This is a genomic window from Capnocytophaga sp. G2, from assembly GCF_035282625.1.
GTDB lineage: Bacteria > Bacteroidota > Bacteroidia > Flavobacteriales > Flavobacteriaceae > Capnocytophaga.
Map to the genome: position 1 here is coordinate 17823 of NZ_JAYKBU010000020.1, position 22009 is coordinate 39831.

The following is a 22009-nucleotide window of genomic DNA, read 5'->3' on the forward strand; positions in this document are numbered from 1 at the left end:
TATAGAGGATACAATCACTCAATAGGTTGTTCCAAGTAATAGATATTATGATACATTCTTTCTGAAGAAGATTTAAAAGGACTATTATGGCTAACTAAAATGAATATAATCTTATGAAAGCATTATTTTTCCTATCAATATTTATATTACTGACAGGTTGTTATAATACAAAAATGTCCACAGATGAGATAATCACCAGAAGAGGGTGGGTAATGGATATAGTCGGAAATCCTTTGGATAGTGTAGAAATTTCAAATTTCAAAAATGAGATTTTGGCTTATTCTAATAAAAATGGGTATTTTGAGATACATGAAGAAGAGCATATTCTTCATGATGATGTTTTCTTTCAAAGAGCTAATTATATAACAGACATAATAAGGTATTATGTTTTTAGTGAGATAAGAGGCAAATGGTTCCCTTATTCAGGCCTTGATACTATTATTCTGAAAAAGGAAATAAAGGCTAACTAAAATGAATATAATCCTATGAGAGCATTATTTTTCTAATCTATACTAATAGACTGTTATAATACGAAAATGCCCACAGATAAGATAATCACCAGAAGAGGTTGGGTGATGGATGTCTTTTTCAGACCTTGATACCATTGTTTTAAAAAAGAATAATAGGTTATAGCTAACTAAAATAGACATAATTCTATGAAAAGGTAGATTCAGTTGATAAAGGGAATTTTGACTGTCAAAATTTGTTGCTTAGAAAAAAATAACATCATTTGAGAGTAAGACGATGTAAAAATAGATCGATCGGTAAAATTAGATTGTCAAATGAACCTGTTGTAAATACAATGGCTTTGTTTGATTGTCAGAAGTCTTGGATAGGAATCATATAATGTCATAAATAATTATAAATTGGGATATATGAAAGGTTGTTGGCTATTTTTGATATGTATATTCTCCTCTTCGTGTTTGGTTTCACGAATGGCAAGTCCTATTATAACAGGGCGGATATTGGATTATGCAGGAAATCCTATTGAACAATGTCAAGTAGGAGAGTTTCTTACAGATAAAGAAGGATATTTTAGAATTCCTGAAAAAAGATATCACGAATTTACCTTTATCGGATTTGAAGCTCCTCCTGTTTTTGTGAATTTGATAGTTAGAAAAGAAGGCTATGAATCGGATACAATAGTTATGTACAACCCATTTGGAGGAGCTGCCCAGAAGGGAACTGTTTGGGAAGCATACGATATTTATCTAAAACGAATAGGAGAAAAAATACCAATAAAGAAAGCAATTGAGGATATAGAATGGGAGATAGTCTATGTAAAAGAAGGTAACGAACTTATGGGATTCCCTAATGTAGAGAAGGAAAATATACCTCCCACTCGTAAAGTAAATAATAAAAGAGAGTTATTTAAATATAAGAAAGAGGAGAGTTATTCAGGACAAAGAAAATTTTATCCAGCAACAAGTATGTTGTTTAGTAAAAATGAATTGTGCTTTTATGAATATTTGGATGAAGAAATGACTAAGGACACAACTTACTATGGAAAATATCAGTTTGTTTCTGATAGTATCCTTCAAATAGAGATGAACCATCCAAAAATTAAAGGCAGGTATTGTGTTGAAGAATTCGAGAAGTATTTTTTTAGGCTAAAGGCAATAAATAAGTAATTAACGTATAAAATAGATAAAAATGAATTTACTAAAAGGAAAGACCGCTATTGTTACCGGAGGTAGTCGTGGCATAGGAGCTGGAATTGTAAAGGCTTTTGTAGAACAAGGAGCTAATGTAGCTTTTACTTTCTATGGAACTGCTGTAGAAGAAGCAGAGGCTGAGATACAAGAACTCAATAGTAAGGGAGCTAAAATAGCTTTCTATCAGAGTAATGCAGCTGATTTTGAGTCTTGCGAGGAACTTATTAATAAAGTACTAGAAGACTTTGGAGGAATTGATATTTTGGTAAACAATGCAGGAATTACCAAGGATAACTTACTGATGCGTATGAGTGAGGCAGATTTTGATAAAGTGATTGCTGTAAATCTTAAGTCTATCTTTAATATGACTAAGGCAGTACAGAAGATATTCCTAAAACAACGCAGTGGTAACATTATCAATATGAGCAGTGTGGTAGGGGTACAAGGTAATGCTGGACAAGCTAATTATGCTGCTTCTAAGGCAGGTATTTTGGGTTTTACCAAGTCAGTAGCTTTGGAATTAGGCTCTCGAAATATTCGTTGTAATGCCATTGCTCCTGGTTTTATAGAGACTGAAATGACAGCAAAACTTGCTCCTGAAATAGTGGAAGGTTGGCGTAATGCTATTCCACTTAAGCGAGGAGGAACTGCAAAAGATATTGCCAATGCCTGTGTATTTTTAGCTTCTGATATGAGTTCCTATATTACAGGACAAGTACTCCGTATAGATGGGGGAATGATAACTGCTTAATGTAAAGGAATATTTACTGGCATGAGAAATCATCTCATGCCAGTTTAATATTTTTTAACAAATGTGTTAATAACTTTGTTTTGCCAATCGTAAAAATCGCCGTACTTTTACCCTCTGAAAAAAGAACAAGATATTATGGGCAAAATCATAGCCATAGCCAATCAAAAAGGAGGTGTTGGGAAAACTACCTCTTCTATTAATTTAGCGGCTGCCTTAGGTGTTTTGGAAAAAAAAGTACTCCTAATAGATGCCGATCCACAAGCGAATGCTACTTCTGGATTAGGAATAGAAGTAGAAGGAGTAGAGCGAGGAACGTATGAAGTATTGGAGCATTCTGCAACAGCAGAAAGTACTATCCTCAAGACGAATTCTCCTAACTTAGATCTTATTGCAGCACATATTGATCTGGTAGCTATTGAAATTGAATTGGTAGATAGACCACGAAGAGAGTATATGCTCAGGGAAGCTTTAGCTCCTATTAAGGATCGATATGATTATATTATTATTGATTGTGCTCCTTCTTTAGGATTACTTACTTTGAATGCACTTACTGCAGCAGATTCAGTAATTATTCCCATTCAATGTGAGTATTTTGCCTTAGAAGGATTAGGAAAGCTTCTTAATACTATCAAAAGTGTGCAAAAAATACATAATCCTGCATTGGATATAGAAGGATTACTCCTTACCATGTATGATTCTCGTTTACGACTTTCTAATCAAGTGGTGGAAGAGGTACAAAAACACTTTAGTGAAATGGTTTTTGAAACTATTATTCAACGAAATATTCGCCTTAGTGAAGCACCTAGTTTTGGAGAAACTATTATTAGTTATGATGCAGCTAGTAAGGGAGCTGCCAATTATATTAGTCTGGCAGAGGAAATTATCAAAAAGAATAGTTAGGACATAATTATGGGAAAAGTAAATAAAGGACAACGATTAGGACGAGGATTAGGAGCATTACTTCCTACTGAAGATATTCAATCAGCTTCTGATACTAATGCCGATAAACTTATAGGAAATATATTAGAGCTCCCTCTAGATCAAGTTACTGAAAACCCTTATCAACCACGGACTGTCTTCAACGAGGAGACCCTAAATGAGTTAGCTTCTTCTATTAGGGAATTGGGTGTAATTCAACCTATTACAGTAAGGAAGATAGCTGCTCAAAAATATGAACTTATCTCCGGAGAACGCCGGTTACGCGCTTCTAAGTTAGCGGGACTTACTTCAATACCGGCTTTTATTCGTATAGCCAATGATGAGGAGTCTCTTATGATGGCTCTTGTAGAGAATATTCAGCGGCAGGATTTAGACCCTATTGAAGTAGCTTTGAGTTATAATCGAATGATAGAGGAACTGAGTCTCACTCAAGAACAGATGAGTGATAGAGTAGGGAAGAAGCGCTCTACGATTACCAATTACCTACGACTTCTGAAGCTTGACCCTATTATTCAAACAGGAATCCGAGATGGATTTATCTCTATGGGACATGGACGTGCTTTGATTAATGTTGAGGATAGGGAAGAACAATTGGCTATATATAATCGTGTTATAGCACAGAACCTTTCTGTTCGTGAGACAGAAATGGCAGTTCAACAACTTAAAAATCCTCAAAAAGTAGCGGTTATAGTACCTAAACGGGCAAAGGAAATACCTGCATTTGCTGCTGAAGGAATGGAGAGATTGCGCCAGCATTTTGGGAATAATGCAACAATTAGGATAGATAAAACAGGAAAAGGAAAAGTAGAGATTCCTTTCAAAACAGAAGAAGAATTCAAACGCATACAAAAAATACTATACGGTGAGGGTTAGTTTTTGGATAGGAATAGTTTCCCTTTTGGGTATAAGAGTTTGGGGACAAACGGACACGCTTTCAGTGAGGGTTAAGGATACCATAACTGTGCCTCAAACAGTTATTCTAAAGACATGGAATACAGATCCACTTTCACCGGCGCGGGCGGCTTTCTATTCTTCTATTCTCCCAGGATTAGGTCAAGCTTATAATAAAAGCTATTGGAAAATACCTATAGTGTATTTGGCTATTGGAATTCCTACATATTTGTATTTTCGTAATGATAAAGAACTTGACCGTTATCGAACAGCCTATAAAAGTCGTTTAGATGGGCGCACAGATGATGAATTTTATGGAGGACGTACGGATGGAAATCCTCGCCTTAGTACAGATGCTCTTCGCCGTGCTCAGGATTTATATCGCAGGAATAAAGAAATGGCAATGCTATTTGCTATAGGATTCTATGCACTGAATATTATAGAAGCTAATGTAGATGCTCACCTTAAACAATTTAATGTAGATGAGAATCTTTCTATTGAACCCTTCCTTCACCAAAATAGATTTAATAATTCATATATAGGAATTTCACTTACCTATAACTTTTAATAATAAAATTAAAAACAAGAGAAATGAAAAAACTGGCATTATTTGCAATTCTACTGCTTCCCTTTTCTTTGAAAGCACAAGTGAGAAAGGTAAGAGGAGAGATGAGGCCTCCTGTAATTGAAATTACCAAATTAGATTTTGCAAAAAATGAATTAAATTATACCTTTGAGAAAATTAAACTTCAAAATCAACGTTGGTATAAGTACAATGCTGTAGGACTTAATATGAGTGAAGTAGCTTATTCCAATTGGAGTGCTGGAGGGGTAAATTCTGTATCTTTCTTAGCAGATGCAAAATTTCGTCGTCGTTACTTAGTGGAGAACTATTTTTGGGATAATGAGTTGATTGCTAACTATGGAATTAATATCCAAACAGGGGAACGATTACGGAAAACAGATGATCAGGTACTTGTGAGTTCTTCTTTTGGTTACCGTACGGGATTCCGAGATTGGTATTATTCATCCAAAATTTCATTCAATACCCAGTTTAGTGATGGATATGATTATCCCAGAGATCCTGATGCAGACCCTATTTCTCGTTTTATGGCACCGGGGTATCTGTATTTAGGAATTGGTATGGAATATGCTCCTGAAAAAGAAAAAGTAACTGTTTTTATTTCTCCCTTGACGATGAAAGCAACATTTGTAATGGATCAAAATTTAGCTGATAAAGGTTCTTTTGGGCTAGCCCCTGCTGAATACGATAATATAGGTAATTTGTTAAAACATGCTAAACAATATCTTATTGAAGTAGGCTTCCTGTTATCAGGAAAACATGAAATAGAACTTTATGAGAATGTTAATATGGTTAATCAGGTATCTTTCTATACGCAATATGATAAGAGTTTTGGAAATGTAGATGTGGATTGGCAACTTTCTTTTGATATGAAAATTAATGATTTTTTGCAGGCACGTATAGGTACTCATCTTAAGTATGATGATGATATTAAGTTCAAGGAAGAAACATTACCTAATGGAGTAAAACATTTGTATAGTCCACGTGTACAATTCAAGCAAATATTAGGGGTAGGGTTGAAGTATACTTTTTAAGTTATAACATAAATAAGTCTGATGCGATACCATCGGAAAGAAATAATCCCTTTTTTGATGTGATAATGTGATTATTATAATAAATGAGTAAGCCTTTTTCTATATAGGGAAAGGCTTCTTTTTTTAGGTAGGTAACATAGAATTCTCCAAAATCTTGTTGAATGCTTTCAAGAGAGATACCTTTTTGGATTCTAAGCCCTGTCATAATACGTTCATTGTATAGGTCTTTTAAGGAGAGCACTTCTTTCCCTTGAGGAAGAATACCTTCTGAAATTTGTTTTATATACTTGATATTGTGTGCTATATTCCAGGTACGTTCTTTGCCATTATAACTATGCGCAGAGGGACCTATTCCCATATAATGTTTTTGCTCCCAATAAGCAGTATTATTTTTACTAAAATATCCTTTTCTTCCAAAATTGGAAAGTTCATAATGAATAAATCCTTCTTTCTCTAATATATCTTTTAGTAAGTAGAATTGTTCTCTTGCTTGAGAATCATTGGTAGGAGGAATTTTTCCTTTTTTAATAAATTGATATAAAGCGGTCTTAGGCTCTACTGTAAGAGCATAAGCAGAAAGGTGTGGAATGCCAAAGGAAAGAGCTATATTGATATTCTCAATCCATCGCTTATGAGACAAATTAGGGATTCCATAAATGAGATCAATGGAGATGTTGTCAAATAATCCTATAGCTTTTGCTAAAAGTTCTTTTGCTTGAGATACTGTATGGGCTCTATTCATTAGCCGTAAGTCTTCTTCAAAGAAGGATTGTATACCTATACTTAGTCGGTTAATCCCTAATTCTTTTAACTGCTCTAAAGAAATCCCTTTTTTGGAAAGAGTAAAATCATCAGGATTTATTTCAATAGTAATCTCAGCATTAGGATCTACAGTGTAGTGATAATGGATAGTAGTCAATATTTCATTAAGTTCCTCAAAGGTAAGTATTGATGGTGTTCCCCCTCCTAAATAGACAGTCTGTAATGTCTGAGAAGCTTCTTTTTTTCTCATTTCCAATTCTTTGCATAAAGCTTTGATCATTTGAGGTTTTCGCTTTAGGGTTGTAGAAAAATGAAAATCACAATAATGACAAGCTTGCCGACAGAAAGGAATATGGATATAGAGGCTATACATAGGGGAGAATTAGGAAATTCTATCTTCATTTTGCTTAATAAAAGCCTCCCATGAGGAGTAACTTTTATTTTTTTCCATCTTTCCTCCATTGAAGAAATGGCATACAGCTACAGCAAGTCCATCAGTAGCATCTAAATGGCTGGGAAAATCCTTAAAATTTAGAAGTTGCTGTAGCATTTTGGCTACTTGTTCCTTGGTTGCATTTCCATTGCCTGTAATCGCCATTTTTACTTTCTTAGGTTCATATTCTGTGATAGGTACTTCTCGGGCGAGTCCAGCAGCCATGGCTACACCTTGTGCTCGCCCAAGTTTAAGCATGGATTGTACATTTTTCCCAAAAAAAGGAGCTTCAATAGCTAGTTCATCAGGTTTATAATTATCAATGAGCTCAGTAGTACGTTCAAAAATGAGCTTGAGCTTTAAGTAATGATTATCATATTTATTTAATAATAGTTCATTCATCTGAACAAATTTCATTTGATTTTTTATTACCTGAATAATGCCAAAGCCCATTACTGTAGTACCAGGATCAATACCTAAAATGATTTTTTCCATCCTGTTTTTTCTTTTTAACAATGTACCTGTAATACTTCTACAGCTCCTGTAAGAGTAATCTCAGAGCAGCAAGCAGGTACAAGCAGGGTATTCCCTTTTTCTAAAGGAAGTTCTATGTTTTTGTATTGTAGGCTTCCTTTCCCTCCTACTCCCATGTATATATGAAAGGAATCCTGCGGAAGCTTAAAAGAGGTAGTTTGTGTAATCTTTAGGTAGCTAGTAGTAAAGTAAGGGGAATTGACAGCTTGGTTTTCAATATTTTCAGTTTTGTTATAGAATTTATGAAAATCATCTTTTCTTTGAAAATCAATAGCATCTAAGGCAAGTTCTGTATGCAGCTCTCGGTAATTACCATTTTTATCCTTGCGGTCAAAGTCATACACACGATAGGTAATATCACTGGTCTGTTGTATTTCTGCTAGTAGTACTCCTGCTCCTATAGCATGGATTTTTCCAGCAGGGATAAAGAACATATCTCCGTGTTTTACTTTTTCATAATTTAACAATTGAGTGAGTGTTTTTTTCTCTAAATGAGCTTGATATTCTTCTTTGGAAACATCTCTGTTAAAGCCGATAATGATGGATGAATTTGGATCTGCTTCCATGATATACCACATCTCTGTTTTTCCAAAGGAGTTATGGCGCTTCTTAGCTAATTCATTATTAGGATGTACTTGGATTGATAGGTCTTGAGCCGCATCAATGAACTTGATAAGCAGAGGAAAGTCTGTTCCAAATCGTTTATAGACATTTTCTCCTAATGTAGCTTTAGGGTGTTCTTCTATGAGTGCTTGTAAAGAAGTGCCCTTTAGTGCTCCATTATTAATGATTGAAACATCTCCTTTTACAGTGGAGATTTCCCAACTCTCTCCTATAAGAGGTTGGTTTATAGATTTGTGTAGCTCTTCTCTGAGTTTATCTCCTCCCCAAAGACGTTCCTTAAAGATAGGATTAAAAATAAGTGGATATAGGTTCATTTAAATCAAAATTTGAGAGGACAAAAATACAAATTTTTTTTCAATGTGAAAGTTTTCAAAGTGTCCATTATAAAATATTTATAGGAATGGTCGGAAAAAAATTTGCAAGTTTGATAAATTGTTGTACCTTTGCACGCTGTTAGAAATCTCAAAAAATGAAGGACTAACAGAATAGGAATGTTTAATTAAAATAATTTAAGTGTGGACACATTAAGTTACAAAACACTCTCAGTAAATAAGCAAAACGCGGATAAACAATGGGTTATAGTGAATGCTGAGGGTCAAAAATTAGGGCGACTTACCTCAAAAGTAGCGAAGCTCCTTAGAGGAAAGTATAAGCCAAGTTATACACCGCACGCAGATTGTGGTGATAATGTAATCATTATCAATGCTGAGAAAATAGAACTCAGTGGACTGAAAACGGACACTAAGGAATATCTTCGCTATACAGGGTATCCAGGTGGGCAACGTATTCAATCTTTTAAACAGGTGCTTACTAAGTTTCCTGAGAGAATTATTGAAAAAGCAGTAAAAGGAATGCTTCCTAAAAATAAGTTAGGAGCAGCTTTATTCCGTAATCTTAAAGTATATGCAGGAACTGCTCATAATCATGAAGCGCAAAAGCCTGTTTCTATTAATCTAAATGACCTTAAATAATGGACGTAATTCACAAAATTGGACGAAGAAAAACCGCTGTGGCTCGTGTTTACATGAAAGAAGGAAGCGGGAAAATTACCGTTAACAAGAGAGATTTGGCTAATTATTTTACTACTCCAACTCTTCAGTACAAGATAAAGCAACCTTTTGCTCTGTCAGGAACTGAGGATACCTATGATATTAATGTGAATGTATATGGAGGAGGAATTACAGGACAAGCAGAGGCTATTCGCCTTGCTATTTCTCGTGCCTTGTGTGAAGTAGATGCTGAAAATAGAGCAATACTCAAGCCGGAAGGATTGCTTACTCGTGATCCTCGGATGGTAGAGAGAAAGAAATTCGGTCAAAAGAAGGCTCGTAAAAGATTCCAATTCTCAAAACGTTAATATTTTATTTAAAATTATTTATTGCCGTATTTTCCCTATGTGGAAAGTTAGTTTAGCATCCAAATACAATGGGCGAAATATGACCACCATTTATTGCTAAATCATACGGAACGTAAACTATTAAAAAAATGGCAAATTCAATAGAAGTAAAAGGCCTATTAGAAGCTGGAGTGCATTTTGGACACCTTACCAGAAAGTGGAACCCTAATATGGCGCCATATATCTATATGGAAAGAAATGGTATTCACGTAATTAATTTATATAAGACTGCTGCTAAGATAGAAGAAGCCTGTGAAGCTCTTAAAAAAATTGCTGCTTCAGGGAAAAAGATTCTTTTCGTAGCTACTAAAAAACAAGCTAAGGATATTGTAGCTGAAAAAGCTACTTCTGCATCTATGCCTTACATTACTGAAAGATGGCCTGGTGGTATGCTTACCAATTTTGTTACTATCCGTAAGGCAGTGAAGAAAATGTCATCTATTGATAAGATGAAAAAGGATGGTACTTATGATACTCTTTCCAAGAAAGAAAAATTGCATGTAACTCGTCTTAGAGAAAAATTAGAGAAAAATTTGGGCTCTATTGCGGACATGACTCGCCTTCCTTCTGCTCTTTTTGTAGTGGATACTTTAAGAGAACACATTGCTGTAAGAGAAGCGCAAAAGTTAAACATTCCTATTTTTGCTATGGTGGATACTAATTCAGATCCTCGTGAAGTGGATTATGTAATTCCTGCCAATGATGATGCTTCTCGTTCCATTGAAAAAATTCTCTCTTATGTAGTAGAGGCTATCAAAGAAGGTCTTGAAGACAATAAGAAAGCAGAAAAGTCAGAAGAAAAGACTACTGAAAATTAATTGTTAAATTTATAAAGTGATTATTTAAAAACTCTGTATTAAATAATCACTTTTTTAAAAAAATATAGAAAAATATGTCAAAAATTACTGCTGTTGAGGTGAATAAACTCAGACAAGCCACTGGAGCTGGAATGATGGATTGTAAAAATGCTTTAGTAGAAGCTGAAGGGGATTTTGATAAAGCTATTGAAATTCTTCGTAAAAAAGGACAAAAAGTGGCTGAAAAACGTGCTGATAGAGAATCTGCTGAGGGGGCTGTTATTGCAAAAGTAAATGCTAATCATACCAAAGGAGTTATTATCTCTCTCAACTGTGAAACAGACTTTGTTGCTAAAAATGAATCTTTCGTGGCTTTAGCAAATGAATTAGCTGAAGTAGCTCTTAACTATAAAACCAAAGAAGAATTCCTAAAAGCTCCTTTTAAGGGAATTACTGTAGCTGAAAAACTTACTGAGCAAACAGGAGTTATTGGTGAAAAAATTGAGATAGGACAGTTTGAAGTTTTAGAAGGTAACTATGTGGATCTCTATATTCATGCAGGTAACAAGATTGCGGCCTTAGTATCACTTTCTGCAGCTATTGACAAGGCTCATGAGGTGGCTCGCAACGTATGTATGCAGGTGGCTTCTATGGGGGCTATTGTGCTTTCAAGCAAAGATTTTGATCCTGCTTATGTAGCTAGCGAAACTGAAGCACGTATTGCTGCTATTGTGAAAGATAATGAAGAGCTAAGACGTCTTGGAAAGACAGAAAAGCATGTACCTAAGTATATCTCTGCTCTCCAACTTACTCCTGAGGTACTCAAACAAGCTGAAGAAGATGCCAAAGCAGAACTTAAAGCAGAGGGTAAGCCTGAAAAGATTTGGGATAGAATCCTTCCCGGAAAAATACAACGGTTCATTGATGATAATACTACTTTAGATTTAGAAAAAGCATTGCTTGATCAGTATTATATCAAGGATGAGAGTAAGAAGGTGGCTGACTATGTAAGGGCTTTTAATGTAGAAATTACAGGATTCAAAAGAGTTTCACTCGTGTAGTCTCTCTTATATAAAGTATTATTATTTAAATAAAATAAAAGGTGTTTTCTTAACTCTAAGGAAACCCTTTTATTTTAAAAGAAAGCTTGAGTATGACTTCTAAAATTATTATTTTTTCAGCGCCTTCAGGAAGTGGAAAATCAACTATCATCAGAGAACTTCTGAAACATCCGGATTTAAATTTAGCCTTTTCCATTTCTACTACCTCACGTATTCCCAGAGGAAATGAGCAACATGGAGTAGAATATTATTTTATTTCGGTTGATGATTTCAAAAAAAAGATAGAAGAAAAGGCTTTTATAGAATGGCAAGAAGTATATGCTGGCAACTACTATGGGACTTATCAAAGTGAAATAGATAGGCTTTTTTCTCTAGGAAAAAATATTATCTTTGATTTGGATGTATTTGGAGGAATTAATCTTAAAAAGCATTTTAAGGAGCAAGCACTTTCTATATTTGTTCAGCCCCCTAGTCTTGAAGAACTAAAAAAGCGTCTTGAGAAGCGTAATACAGAAACTATAGAAAAGATTGAAATGCGTATTGCTAAAGCTAAATATGAGATGGAACAGGCATCCCATTTTGATAGGCTTATTATTAATGATGATTTGTCTCAAAGTGTAAATGAAGCACTTCAAATGATTCGCAATTTTCTTAGTAAGTAATGTAATAATTCATTATGAATCAGAAAAAGATAGGTCTTTATTTTGGATCATTTAATCCTATTCACGTAGGTCATCTTATTTTGGCTAATTATTTAGTGGAACACAATGATCTGGATGAAATATGGTTTGTTGTAACACCACAGAATCCCTTTAAGGATAAGAGAACTTTATTGGGGAACTCCTATCGTCTTGAAATGGTACAACTTTGCCTCAAAAAATATGAGAAATTATGTGCTTGTGATATAGAATTCTATCTTCCACAGCCTAATTATACTATTGATACGTTAATTCATTTGGAAGAGAAGTATCCTCAACATGTGTTTTCTTTGATTATGGGGGAAGATAATCTAAAATCTTTTCATAAATGGAAGAATTATGAGGCTATCTTAAATAGATATTCCATTTATGTATATCCACGGATTGTTGAAGGAAATATTCCAGAGCAATTTAAGGAGAATCCTCATATCATATATGTGAAAGCACCTATTATAGAAATATCTGCAACAGCTATAAGGGAGGATATTGCTAAAAACAGAAATGTACAACCCCTTTTATCTTCAGAGGTATGGAATTATATAGATAAGTGGGGATTCTACAAATGAATTAATAGTTTACTGAACTTTACAATAATAGGAGAAAGTTCTTACACTTTCTCCTACATGTTTTAATATTTCTGATTTTATAGTTACTATAGAGTATTAGTACTATTTTTTATTAAATTATTTTATCAAGTTATTGACTTCTAGAGATTCTCCAATCTCTAATAGGTGTAATCGTTTATGGGCGTCACTGAACTTGCGCTTGGAGGCTTCTTTGTCAATCTTTATTACTTCAAAGGTATCATAGTGTACTCCTAATACATTATTGGTCTCTACGAATTTGGCGGCAGTAAGCGCATCCCTTACGCCCATCGTATAGTTGTTTCCTATAGGGAAAATAGCCAAATCAACTCTATATTGATGAGGAATGATTTTCATATCCAATGTAAGGGCTGTATCTCCTGATACATAGATGGTTTCATCTTTATAATTGATAAGAAATCCTGCAGGATTACCTCCATAACTTCCATCAGGGAAGGAAGAAGAATGGACAGCTTTAATCATTTTAATCTTTACTTTCCCATCAAGGAACCGATGAGATCCCCCTATATTCATATCATGTCCATCTATCCCTAATTTTCGGTAATGATCAAGAATTTCAGGATTTGTAATTAGTTGTGCTCCTGTATGTTTTGCAATGGTTTCTGTATCAAGAATATGGTCACCATGAGCATGGGTAAGAAGGATGTATGTTGCCTTTATATTATTGATATTGATATGTTTGGCAAGAGGATTAGCGCTAATGAAGGGGTCTATAAGGAAGTATGTTCCTTCAATTTCAATATTGACACATGCATGTCCTAAATAAGTTACTTTCATGATTATTTTATTTGGTTATTATTTAAAGTATTCTATGCATTCACCTTGTTTTTGGAAATACTCCTCATAGCAGAGGATAACAAAGCGGAAATCAAAAGGATTGAGATGTCTGATTAAGAGTTTGATAAGTTGTCCTTGTGTCTCTATCATATACTCACTAAAATTATTCACTCTTTCCTGTAGAGATTCTTTAGGAAATAAGCTAATACGCAAGGAAATTGCTCTATCCAATTGATCTTTATATTTCTTTTTTTGAGCTTTAAGCAGACGTTTTTCTAAGTGTTCTAATCCCTTAAGTTGTTTTGCTTCTTGTGCCCTTACTGCTCCTAAGAAGGACTTATCAGTATGGGAGGCTATTTGAAAAAGGTCATTAAATTGCTTTTGTAAGAATTGTTTTTGTTCAGAAAAATCAATGGGAATTTCAGAAATTCTCTTAGTAATTTTACTTGTCAAAAGGTCATTTTTCAAAAAAATGTCATAATGAGTAAGGTTTAATCTATCTATATTTTTTTGTTGCTTTTCACTAATGAGAAGTACAGAATTACGAAGCATAAGAATAGGAAAAGGTACCTTGTAGGAGGTAAACATTTCTTTGAGTTCCAGCCAGTAAGCAATTTCCCCTCCTCCTCCTATATAAGCTAAATTAGGTAGTATAATTTCTTGATATAAAGGACGAAGAATTACGTTGGGAGAAAATCGTTCAGGAAAATCCTCTAGTTCATTTAGAATTTCTTCCTCAGTGAATTGTATGTTCGTATTAAGCACTTTATATTTTCCATTTTCGTTTACAATACGTTCTCTTAACCCTTTCTTTACATAGAAAATATTAATTTCACGAGGATGCACTTGTTCGGGGTAATTTCTATTAATTCCTTTAATGTAGAGAAGTGTTTTTTCTATTTTCTTTTGAGAGATGTGCTCTGTGAGTTCCTTCTTGAAATAGGGAAAAAATAACTTTTTGAGAGATTTATCATTTCCATCAATAATTACTAAACCATATTGAGCAAAAAGTTCATTAACCAAGTAACGGGTAGCAGCAGATAGATTAGAGTGTTGTGTGTAAGTTTTTTCAAATAAATCTGTTAAATATTGTGCTTCATGACTTTTACCTAAGGTTATTTTGAGTATATTAGCAACTTTGTAGAGTTCCTCTGTGGAGAAATCTCCTACCATTCCTTTTTGTTCTGAATGCCATGAGAGTTTTTGTCCTTGTAAAGTAAAATGATTAATCTCCTCAAAATCATGATCCTCTGTAGCCATCCAATAGATAGGAACGAATTGGTATTGAGGATATAGTTGTTTGAGTTGTTGGCAACTTATAATAGTGGAAATAATTTTATAAATAAAATATAAAGGACCTGTAAAAAGACTTAATTGATGTCCAGTGGTGATTGTGAAGGTATTTTCTTCCTTTAAAGATTGTATATTCTGATGTGTCTTTTCAGAAATGGATAGGTTTTTATATTGACTCTCTAATGATTCTACAAGGATCCTCCTATTTTCCTTAGAAAAATAGACTTGTTTTTCATTTAACTGAGACAAAAAGTTATCTATAAGGGGGAAACGATGGTACAAACATCGTAGTTCTTCTTTTTGAGATAGATAATCAGTAATGAATTCAGAAAAATATCCTGTATCCTTGTAGGGAATATAATCAGTCATAAAAATATTTTTTGAGGAATAGAGAAAAATCTACAAATATCTTATAGGTAATTATTTATACAAGAGTTCGAAACAGAAAGGAAGTAGCTCTTTGATAGAGGAAACTTCTAGTACTTTCCCTTGAGAGCTAGCACAAAAAACAGTAATAGGGGCTCCTTGGGTACATTCATATTCTAAGAGAGCCTGTCTACAGCTACCACAGGGAGTAGTAATTTCCCCTTTAGGAGCTTTATTATTATCTCCACAAATAGCAATTTTTATAATCTTTTCCTCTGGGTAATTAGCTTTTGCATAGAAAAGAGCCGTGCGTTCAGCACACAATCCAGAAGGATAGGCTGCGTTTTCTTGATTATTTCCTGTGATAATCTGTTGGTTACTCAAGAGAATAGCAGCTCCTACCCAAAAGGAAGAATAAGGTGCATATGCTTTCTCTCTTATTTCCATAGCCTTATAAATGAGTGCTTTGTCTTGTTCAAGCATATCATTCAGATCATGGATTTTATAACTAAATTGGTAGATTTGTTCACTCATAATTTATTGATATAAAAGAAATATAATAAACAATATATAATAACTAAGTATAGGAAAATAGTTTTATACTAGAACGAAAAACTGAGAAGCAAAGATAGAAAAAAATAAAATAAAAACCTATAAAAAAATAGAATTTCTTTTCAAAGCTAATTTTCTTGATAAAAAACAATCAAAAAAAATTATTTATTTGATTGTTTTTTGTATTTTTGTTGCCAGATAATAAAGTATATTTTCATGGAAATATTTACTACAATGGATGCTTATTTAAGAGGATTCTGGTTTATAGCTATTCCAGTATCTATTATTTTTGTAATCCAAACGATAATGACCTTTGTAGGAGCAAATGCTTCTGATGGATTAGAGGCGGATTTTGATGGAGATTTTTCTGGGACAGATGCTCCCTTTCAACTTTTTTCTCTTCGCAATTTAGTTAATTTTCTGTTAGGATTCAGTTGGACGGGTATTTCTTTTTATGAGTTAATCTCTAACAAAGTACTATTAATTGTGTTTTCAGTGATTATAGGGTGTTTATTTGTATATATTTTCTTCTTAACTATTCAAGCTTTGATGAAACTTGCCGAAGATAATTCCTTTAAGATAACAGAGACTTTGGGTAAAGTAGCACAGGTGTATATTCCTATTCCTGAATACTTATCAGGCAGGGGAAAGGTAACTTTAAGCATACGTGGTTCTCTCAGGGAATTAGATGCGATGACAGAAGGAGAAAAGATTCCTTCTAATGTAACTGTAAAAGTAGTTAAAGTAAAAGATGAAATTCTATTTGTAGAAAAAATCTAAGATAATTTTTGATTCTGGATATTATAGTCACCAACAATAGTAATTAACAATTAATTATATATGGATTTTTCATCTCCCATTAGTTTGATTGCTATATTTGCAATCGTTTTGTTTGTAACCATTGTATCTCTTACTGCACGATACAAACGTTGTCCATCGGACAAAATATTGGTTATCTATGGGCGTACAGGGGGTACCTCAGCACGTTGTATTCATGGTGGAGGCGCTTTTGTATGGCCTGTAATTCAGGATTTTGCTTATTTGGATTTGCGTCCACTTTCCATTGAGGCAAATCTCTATAATGCTTTGAGCCGTCAGAATATTCGAGTAGATGTGCCTTGCCGCTTCACTATTGCCATTTCTACTGAGCCTGAGAATATGAATGCAGCTGCAGAACGCCTCTTAGGGCTTTCTCCTGAGCAAATTTAAGAACTTGCAAAGGATATCCTCTTCGGACAATTGCGTCTGGTTATTGCTACCATGACAATAGAAGAGATTAACTCCGACCGTGATAAATTTTTAGAGAATATCTCTAAGAATGTAGATAGTGAACTTAAAAAAATAGGTCTGAAGCTTATAAATGTTAATGTTACTGATATTAAGGACGAATCCGGTTATATAGAAGCTCTTGGAAAGGAGGCTGCCGCTAAAGCTATTAATGAAGCTAAGATTAGTGTAGCTGAACAAGAGAAAATTGGAGAAACAGGAAAGGCGCTTGCCGATAGAGAACGTGATACTCAAATAGCAGAGACACAGAGAGATAGAGATGTAAAGATTGCTATTACTCAGAAAAATAAAGAAATTAGTATTGCTCAGGCTAAGAAAGATGAGACAGTGGGAATTGCTGAAGCTAAGAAGGATGAGTCAATAGGAAAAGCTGAAGCCGATCGTGATAGCCGTATCAAGATATCAGAAGCCAATGCATCTGCTATCAAAGGAGAGAATGGAGCTAAGATAGAAATTGCTAATTCAGATGCACTACGTAGGGAAAAAGAAGCTGAATCCTTGCGTATTGCTATTTCTGCTGAAAAGGTACAACAAGCTAAAGCCTTAGAAGAGGCATATTCTGCAGAAGAAAAAGCTGAATCAGCTCGTGCCGATAGGGAGCGTGCTACCCAACAGGCAAATATCATTGTTCCTGCTGAAATTGCTAAACAGCGTGTGATTATAGAAGCTCAAGCAGAAGCGGATCGCTTGCGCGAAAATGCTAAAGGGGAAGCCGACGCTATCTATGCGAAAATGGAAGCCGAAGCCAAGGGGCTCTTTGAAATCCTAACTAAGCAGGCACAAGGGTACAAGGATGTGGTTGGTGCTGCAGGCGGCGATCCTACTAAGGCATTCCAATTACTGTTAATAGAGAAACTTCCTGAATTAGTTAAAACTCAAGTAGAGGCAGTAAAGAATATTAAAATAGATAAAATTACTGTTTGGGATTCCGGAAATGGAGAGAATGGCAATAGTTCTACAGCTAACTTTGTCTCTGGTATGATGAAGACCGTACCGCCACTCAATGATCTCTTCAATATGGCTGGACTCAATTTGCCAAACTATTTAGCAAAGGCTAATGAAACTTCCCAAGATACTCCTACAGAGGAAGTGCCCTCAGAAGGAAAAAAAAATAAAAAATAGATAAAGCCCAAGCAAAAAGGCTTGGATATGTGAGTAAATAGATAACAGGTATAGCTAAGAAAATTCAAACTTAGCTATACCTTTTCATTTTTTATTTAGTTATGATAATGATCTTGGAATCAAATTCTTTCTTAGGATGTTCCTCCAATGCATCAAAACTAAATTGTAATGTATGGTCATCTATTTGCCTGAGGTAAGGATGGTTTCCTTGTATGGATTTTATTTTTCGATCAAACTTACAAAAGAGGTTAGTTTTTATTACATAAAGACTTTTTATTTTCTTACTTAATTCAGATTCAGAATGTTCCTCCTCCTCATCAATGTCTTTTTCATTTGAGGAGTTATTTGAGGTTTTCTCAGTTCCAATTCTAAGTAACTCTTCAGGAAAGAAAAAGAGGGTCTTTCCATCCCATTGGAAAATAGAGGAAAAAGAACTTCCGTACTGGGTGATACTTTCTTCAGCCTGACCAGTTTTGCCTAAAGTCGCCCATTCTTTCTGAGACAAGCGATCTCCTTTCAAGGCAAATCCATAGGGAATATTACTATCATCCTTGTAAAGTCCTTTGATAAACGTACGTTTACCTAAATTTATGGTGTCCTTTCCTGTAAGAGGTTTTCTTCTCTCTTTTGATATTTCATAAATACTTTTCCATTTTTTATCAAGATCTTTCTCTGCATACGATTTCATGATGCTATCTCCCAAGAAATATATCAATCGTTCCATATTCACTTCTACCAAAAAAGAAGAAGAGGTATTCTTATGGAAAGTAAAGGTAATATCACTTGTACAGGAACTAAGTCCCCATAAGGCTACAAAGAATGCTAATAAGCGTCTCATATTTATTAGAATTCAAAGCTACCTACTTCTATGACTTCTCTTTTGTTAGAGAGACGTACTGTAGTCTCCTGTTTCTTTTCTTGAGAGGTACCATAATGGGTAAAGAAAGTAATTCGGAGGCTTACAGGGAAGAGTTGCTTTTGAGAGCGATTCCCATAATAGTTTACCTCTATCTTATAGTTGCCCTTAGGTGCTTTCTTAAGCATAAATTCCTCTGGTCCATATCCTTGGGTTATATCTTGGCTCATAGTACCTCCTAAGAAAGTACGTCTATGTCCATAGAAACATTTTTCCTCCTCAGGGTCGGTAACCCATAAGTCCATATCGGAGTTGTCCGTATCCCAAGTAAGAACTACACGGATGTCCACAGGCTCTTTTTTGAGTAGTCGTTTGTCTATAAAGGATGTCCGAATACCCTTTTGGGTATTTACGATATTATTAATTTCATTCATCACGATCAGTTGCACCTCTCTGAATCGGCTATCCCAAGGATGACTAACTACCTTGTATAATGTTTCTACTGCTTGTTGATATTGCTTATCTTGCGCAAGGGCAAGTCCCAAATCGCGATAGGCTTGTGGCTCCTCTTCACGGATAGAGAGCACCTTGCGAAATACCTCTATAGACTCTTGGTTTGCCTTGTAGTTGCTGAGCTTGTAGCCTAATATGCGAAGCAGTTGTGCATCTTCCAAGCCAAGTTCGGCTAAGTTGGACACCACTAATACTGCCTGCTCAGTATCTCCTTTTTTGAAGAAGTAATCTGCTACGTCTACATAGAAAGAAGGGGTCTGTCCGTATTCTTTCTTGAGTTTGTAGTAAGTCTCTATCGCTTTAGCAGGGTCAGCATATTCCATTACTTTTAGGTAAGGGGTGTCTGGGTTATAGTTGCTTAGGATTATTTTAGAAGGATTTGTATTAGAGGTGTTTTCCTCCTCAGAATAAGTTATTACTCCGCTCATATTGGCTTGTGTTATTTTATTGGCTTGTCTTCTTTCTTTCTTAGAAGCCCTATGCCCTGTTACAACTACATCAGCGAGTTGAGCATCATTATTACTTGAGACAGAACTTCGATCTGCTCTTATAACTAAAGCATTACTTTGTGATGCTACAGCTCTTGCTTGTACTCCAGCAGCCACAGCATGTTCTTCTCTCACTATTTGCATTCCATCTTGTTCTTCTTTTTTAGATTTCTCAGGTTTGGTACCTACAATAGGGAAGTCAGTATTCCACCATTTGCTTTGGGCCTCGGATAGTCTTACAATATAGTCCAGGTGTTCCTTCTTTGCTTTTTCCTTATCTTGTTTTTCCTTGTTTACATGGTGGTAATATTCCTTTTGGAGTTCTTCAGGAGGAGTGATTTGGTAGCGAAGATAATCCTCTACTGTTTCCAATACAATCAGGGAGTTGCCCTCGGTTACAATACCATATTCCCGACCTACTGCATCTATCTTTTTAGTATTAGAACCTTCCCTTTGGAGCTGTGAGATCTTTTTCTCTGCCCATATATGGCGTAAAAGTGAGAATTCATGTATATTTGCCTCTGAGGTTTTAGAAAAAATAACCTCCTTCTGTATGATTGTTTTGTTTGGATAGCCAAAAGAAATAAGCAATGTGGCATCCTGAGAGAGAAGTTCGCCTGAGAAAGTGAAATTTTCTTCTATCAAGGTACCCTTTTCAGGGTATAAGTGTGTTATTTTTCCTTGTTTTACTTCATATCCTAAGAGCTGGAAGGACTGATAACGTAATGACTTAAGTGCTTTAGTGGGCTCTTGAGTGTTGAGGTTGATAAAACTACCCCCTGTGGTTCCTGCTAAATATTGTAGTTTGTCCATATTCGCCACAAGTTGGGAGGTAATGATATTAACAGGAGTGTGAAGGTTTTTGACTAAGTTATTGATCTTGAACTCTTCTTTGCCAAAATTAAAGATACCATCGGAGAATAGGAAATATTCATCTGCTCCATGAGGGAATATCATCGCATTTCCGTCGGTAGCTCCATCATAGGTTTGATTTTCTAAACAGTGTTTTAATTCTTGCCAATTACCGTCTTTTACCTCAAAGAAAATAGGCTTGGAAGTACGAATATGAAAGGTAGTGAGGGTCACTTTTACATTCTTTACCTCTTTGAAATAGGCATCCAAGAGAGCATATTCTTTGGCAAAATCTCTTTTCTCACTTGAGGAGGATATATCCCAAAGGATTCCTATATTTTTAGGAGCTTCTTTAGCTCTCAGAGGTAGTTTTTCTAAAGCGATATTTCCATATAAGTAGCTTTTATCTCCTTTGGAGGCACTGATGAGCTGGGGTTTGTCTATCTTTGGAAAGGTAAGAGCGATGTTTTTATCTAAGGTATAATTGGTCTTCTCTACCTCGCTGATATAGCTATTGCGACTTTGAGTAAAATCCAGTTGTAGTGAATTCTGTATATTGGCTTTTACAAAACGGGAGACTACTTCGGTGTGTATTCTAAATTTCTTAAGTTTCATAGCCGTAGCGATAGGGAGGAAAAAGAAATCCTGTCCGTCCTTTTGGGAGAGTTCTTGCTCGAATGCGATAAGTATACGGCGAGAACCTCTTCTGGGCATAGGATATACACGGGCACGGAAGTTGTTTCCTTCGGTTTTTTCTAACAAACCTGGGTCTACACCACGGCGTACAATGTCCTCAAAAGCCTTGCGTCCCAGAGCCTTATCCACTACAGCACCCTCACGGAGCTTTCCATTAATATCCAGAGCGAAACGAGAGACTTGTTGCCCATCGGAGAGAGGAAACTCAAACTCGCCTTCCATTACACGGCTATTGGGATTATAGAAACTCATTTCCATAGTAGTTACTGCTGTTTGTCCCATTACCAATATATCTATAGAAAGTTCTTGTAAGATCATGGGATTAGCATTGTGTTCATTAACTACTTTTACCTGAGGAATAATAGTTTTTTGGGCTATTAAGGGATTTAAAGAGTAAAACAGTATGAGAAATGATAGAAACTTTTTCATCTTTCTATTTATTAA

Annotated in this window: 22 protein-coding genes and 1 pseudogene; 15 read left to right on the top strand and 8 right to left on the bottom strand. The window is 35.1% G+C overall.

The window, feature by feature from the left end; genetic code table 11:
- Positions 1-113 precede the first annotated feature (113 nt).
- The 7 genes from VJJ03_RS10435 to VJJ03_RS10465 all read left to right on the top strand — a co-directional run bounded on the left by VJJ03_RS10435 (position 114) and on the right by VJJ03_RS10465 (position 5853).
- A complete protein-coding gene (locus tag VJJ03_RS10435; protein ID WP_323975489.1) occupies positions 114-470 on the top strand; it encodes a hypothetical protein in 357 nt (118 codons plus the stop codon).
- Positions 471-935: 465 nt separating this feature from the next.
- On the top strand, positions 936-1631 hold the full coding sequence (locus VJJ03_RS10440; protein ID WP_323975491.1) for a carboxypeptidase regulatory-like domain-containing protein: 696 nt from the start codon (positions 936-938) through the stop codon (positions 1629-1631).
- Between the two features lie 22 nt (positions 1632-1653).
- A complete protein-coding gene (fabG, locus tag VJJ03_RS10445) occupies positions 1654-2406 on the top strand; it encodes a 3-oxoacyl-[acyl-carrier-protein] reductase (RefSeq protein ID WP_323975493.1) in 753 nt (250 codons plus the stop codon).
- A gap of 135 nt (positions 2407-2541) precedes the next feature.
- Entirely contained in the window at positions 2542-3306 is a 765-nt protein-coding gene (locus tag VJJ03_RS10450; protein ID WP_009746171.1) for a ParA family protein, read from the top strand.
- A gap of 9 nt (positions 3307-3315) precedes the next feature.
- The gene (locus VJJ03_RS10455) at positions 3316-4218 is read left to right on the top strand and encodes a ParB/RepB/Spo0J family partition protein (protein ID WP_009746170.1); all 903 of its coding nucleotides are present in this window, start codon (positions 3316-3318) and stop codon (positions 4216-4218) included.
- On the top strand, positions 4208-4804 hold the full coding sequence (locus VJJ03_RS10460; protein WP_323975496.1) for a DUF5683 domain-containing protein: 597 nt from the start codon (positions 4208-4210) through the stop codon (positions 4802-4804). The genes VJJ03_RS10455 and VJJ03_RS10460 overlap by 11 nt, the downstream gene beginning before the upstream one ends.
- Before the next feature lie 23 nt (positions 4805-4827).
- Positions 4828-5853 (top strand): DUF3078 domain-containing protein, encoded by a 1026-nt coding sequence (locus tag VJJ03_RS10465; RefSeq protein ID WP_009746168.1) that lies wholly within the window; start codon positions 4828-4830, stop codon positions 5851-5853.
- Position 5854: 1 nt separating this feature from the next.
- Here the strand turns inward: VJJ03_RS10465 and hemW are convergent, their stop codons facing one another.
- The 3 genes from hemW to VJJ03_RS10480 are packed head-to-tail and all read right to left on the bottom strand — an operon-like array spanning position 5855 to position 8520.
- Complete coding sequence (hemW, locus tag VJJ03_RS10470; RefSeq protein ID WP_009746167.1) at positions 5855-6988, bottom strand: radical SAM family heme chaperone HemW; 1134 nt, start codon at positions 6986-6988, stop codon at positions 5855-5857.
- Between the two features lie 9 nt (positions 6989-6997).
- Positions 6998-7543, bottom strand: a complete 546-nt coding sequence (gene ruvC, locus VJJ03_RS10475) for a crossover junction endodeoxyribonuclease RuvC (RefSeq protein WP_009746166.1) — start codon at positions 7541-7543, stop codon at positions 6998-7000.
- A gap of 14 nt (positions 7544-7557) precedes the next feature.
- Positions 7558-8520: a type I phosphomannose isomerase catalytic subunit gene (locus VJJ03_RS10480; protein ID WP_009746165.1), complete on the bottom strand. Its 963-nt coding sequence runs from the start codon at positions 8518-8520 to the stop codon at positions 7558-7560.
- 201 nt (positions 8521-8721) lie between these two features.
- Here VJJ03_RS10480 and rplM point away from each other — a divergent pair, with 201 nt between their 5' ends.
- The 6 genes from rplM to nadD all read left to right on the top strand — a co-directional run bounded on the left by rplM (position 8722) and on the right by nadD (position 12724).
- Positions 8722-9177, top strand: a complete 456-nt coding sequence (gene rplM / locus VJJ03_RS10485; RefSeq protein WP_323975500.1) for a 50S ribosomal protein L13 — start codon at positions 8722-8724, stop codon at positions 9175-9177.
- Positions 9177-9563 (top strand): 30S ribosomal protein S9, encoded by a 387-nt coding sequence (gene rpsI / locus VJJ03_RS10490; protein WP_009746163.1) that lies wholly within the window; start codon positions 9177-9179, stop codon positions 9561-9563. The genes rplM and rpsI overlap by 1 nt, the downstream gene beginning before the upstream one ends.
- Before the next feature lie 128 nt (positions 9564-9691).
- The gene (gene rpsB / locus VJJ03_RS10495; RefSeq protein WP_323975503.1) at positions 9692-10420 is read left to right on the top strand and encodes a 30S ribosomal protein S2; all 729 of its coding nucleotides are present in this window, start codon (positions 9692-9694) and stop codon (positions 10418-10420) included.
- Between the two features lie 74 nt (positions 10421-10494).
- Positions 10495-11460 (top strand): translation elongation factor Ts, encoded by a 966-nt coding sequence (gene tsf, locus VJJ03_RS10500; protein WP_323975505.1) that lies wholly within the window; start codon positions 10495-10497, stop codon positions 11458-11460.
- Positions 11461-11552: 92 nt separating this feature from the next.
- Entirely contained in the window at positions 11553-12122 is a 570-nt protein-coding gene (gene gmk, locus VJJ03_RS10505; RefSeq protein ID WP_323975507.1) for a guanylate kinase, read from the top strand.
- A gap of 14 nt (positions 12123-12136) precedes the next feature.
- On the top strand, positions 12137-12724 hold the full coding sequence (gene nadD, locus VJJ03_RS10510; protein WP_323975509.1) for a nicotinate (nicotinamide) nucleotide adenylyltransferase: 588 nt from the start codon (positions 12137-12139) through the stop codon (positions 12722-12724).
- A 117-nt stretch (positions 12725-12841) separates the two neighbouring features.
- On the opposite strand, the gene VJJ03_RS10515 is transcribed toward nadD, so the two are convergent.
- From VJJ03_RS10515 to cdd, 3 genes are read right to left on the bottom strand one after another with little or no spacing between them, the layout of a single operon-like run.
- A complete protein-coding gene (locus VJJ03_RS10515; RefSeq protein WP_009746158.1) occupies positions 12842-13540 on the bottom strand; it encodes a metal-dependent hydrolase in 699 nt (232 codons plus the stop codon).
- Between the two features lie 18 nt (positions 13541-13558).
- Complete coding sequence (bshC, locus tag VJJ03_RS10520; protein ID WP_009746157.1) at positions 13559-15202, bottom strand: bacillithiol biosynthesis cysteine-adding enzyme BshC; 1644 nt, start codon at positions 15200-15202, stop codon at positions 13559-13561.
- A gap of 51 nt (positions 15203-15253) precedes the next feature.
- Positions 15254-15733 carry a cytidine deaminase gene (gene cdd / locus VJJ03_RS10525; protein ID WP_009746156.1) on the bottom strand — a complete coding sequence of 160 codons (480 nt, stop codon included), beginning with the start codon at positions 15731-15733 and terminating at the stop codon, positions 15254-15256.
- Positions 15734-15967: 234 nt separating this feature from the next.
- Between cdd and VJJ03_RS10530 the strand changes: the two genes are divergently transcribed.
- Positions 15968-16531 carry a hypothetical protein gene (locus tag VJJ03_RS10530; RefSeq protein ID WP_009746154.1) on the top strand — a complete coding sequence of 188 codons (564 nt, stop codon included), beginning with the start codon at positions 15968-15970 and terminating at the stop codon, positions 16529-16531.
- A gap of 60 nt (positions 16532-16591) precedes the next feature.
- A pseudogene (locus tag VJJ03_RS10535) lies at positions 16592-18160 on the top strand (flotillin family protein).
- Positions 18161-18251: 91 nt separating this feature from the next.
- Here the strand turns inward: VJJ03_RS10535 and VJJ03_RS10540 are convergent.
- Together VJJ03_RS10540 and VJJ03_RS10545 are read right to left on the bottom strand one after the other, a co-directional pair.
- Complete coding sequence (locus tag VJJ03_RS10540; protein WP_323975512.1) at positions 18252-18998, bottom strand: hypothetical protein; 747 nt, start codon at positions 18996-18998, stop codon at positions 18252-18254.
- Positions 18999-19003: 5 nt separating this feature from the next.
- Positions 19004-21994, bottom strand: a complete 2991-nt coding sequence (locus VJJ03_RS10545; protein ID WP_323975514.1) for a VIT domain-containing protein — start codon at positions 21992-21994, stop codon at positions 19004-19006.
- Positions 21995-22009 lie beyond the last annotated feature (15 nt).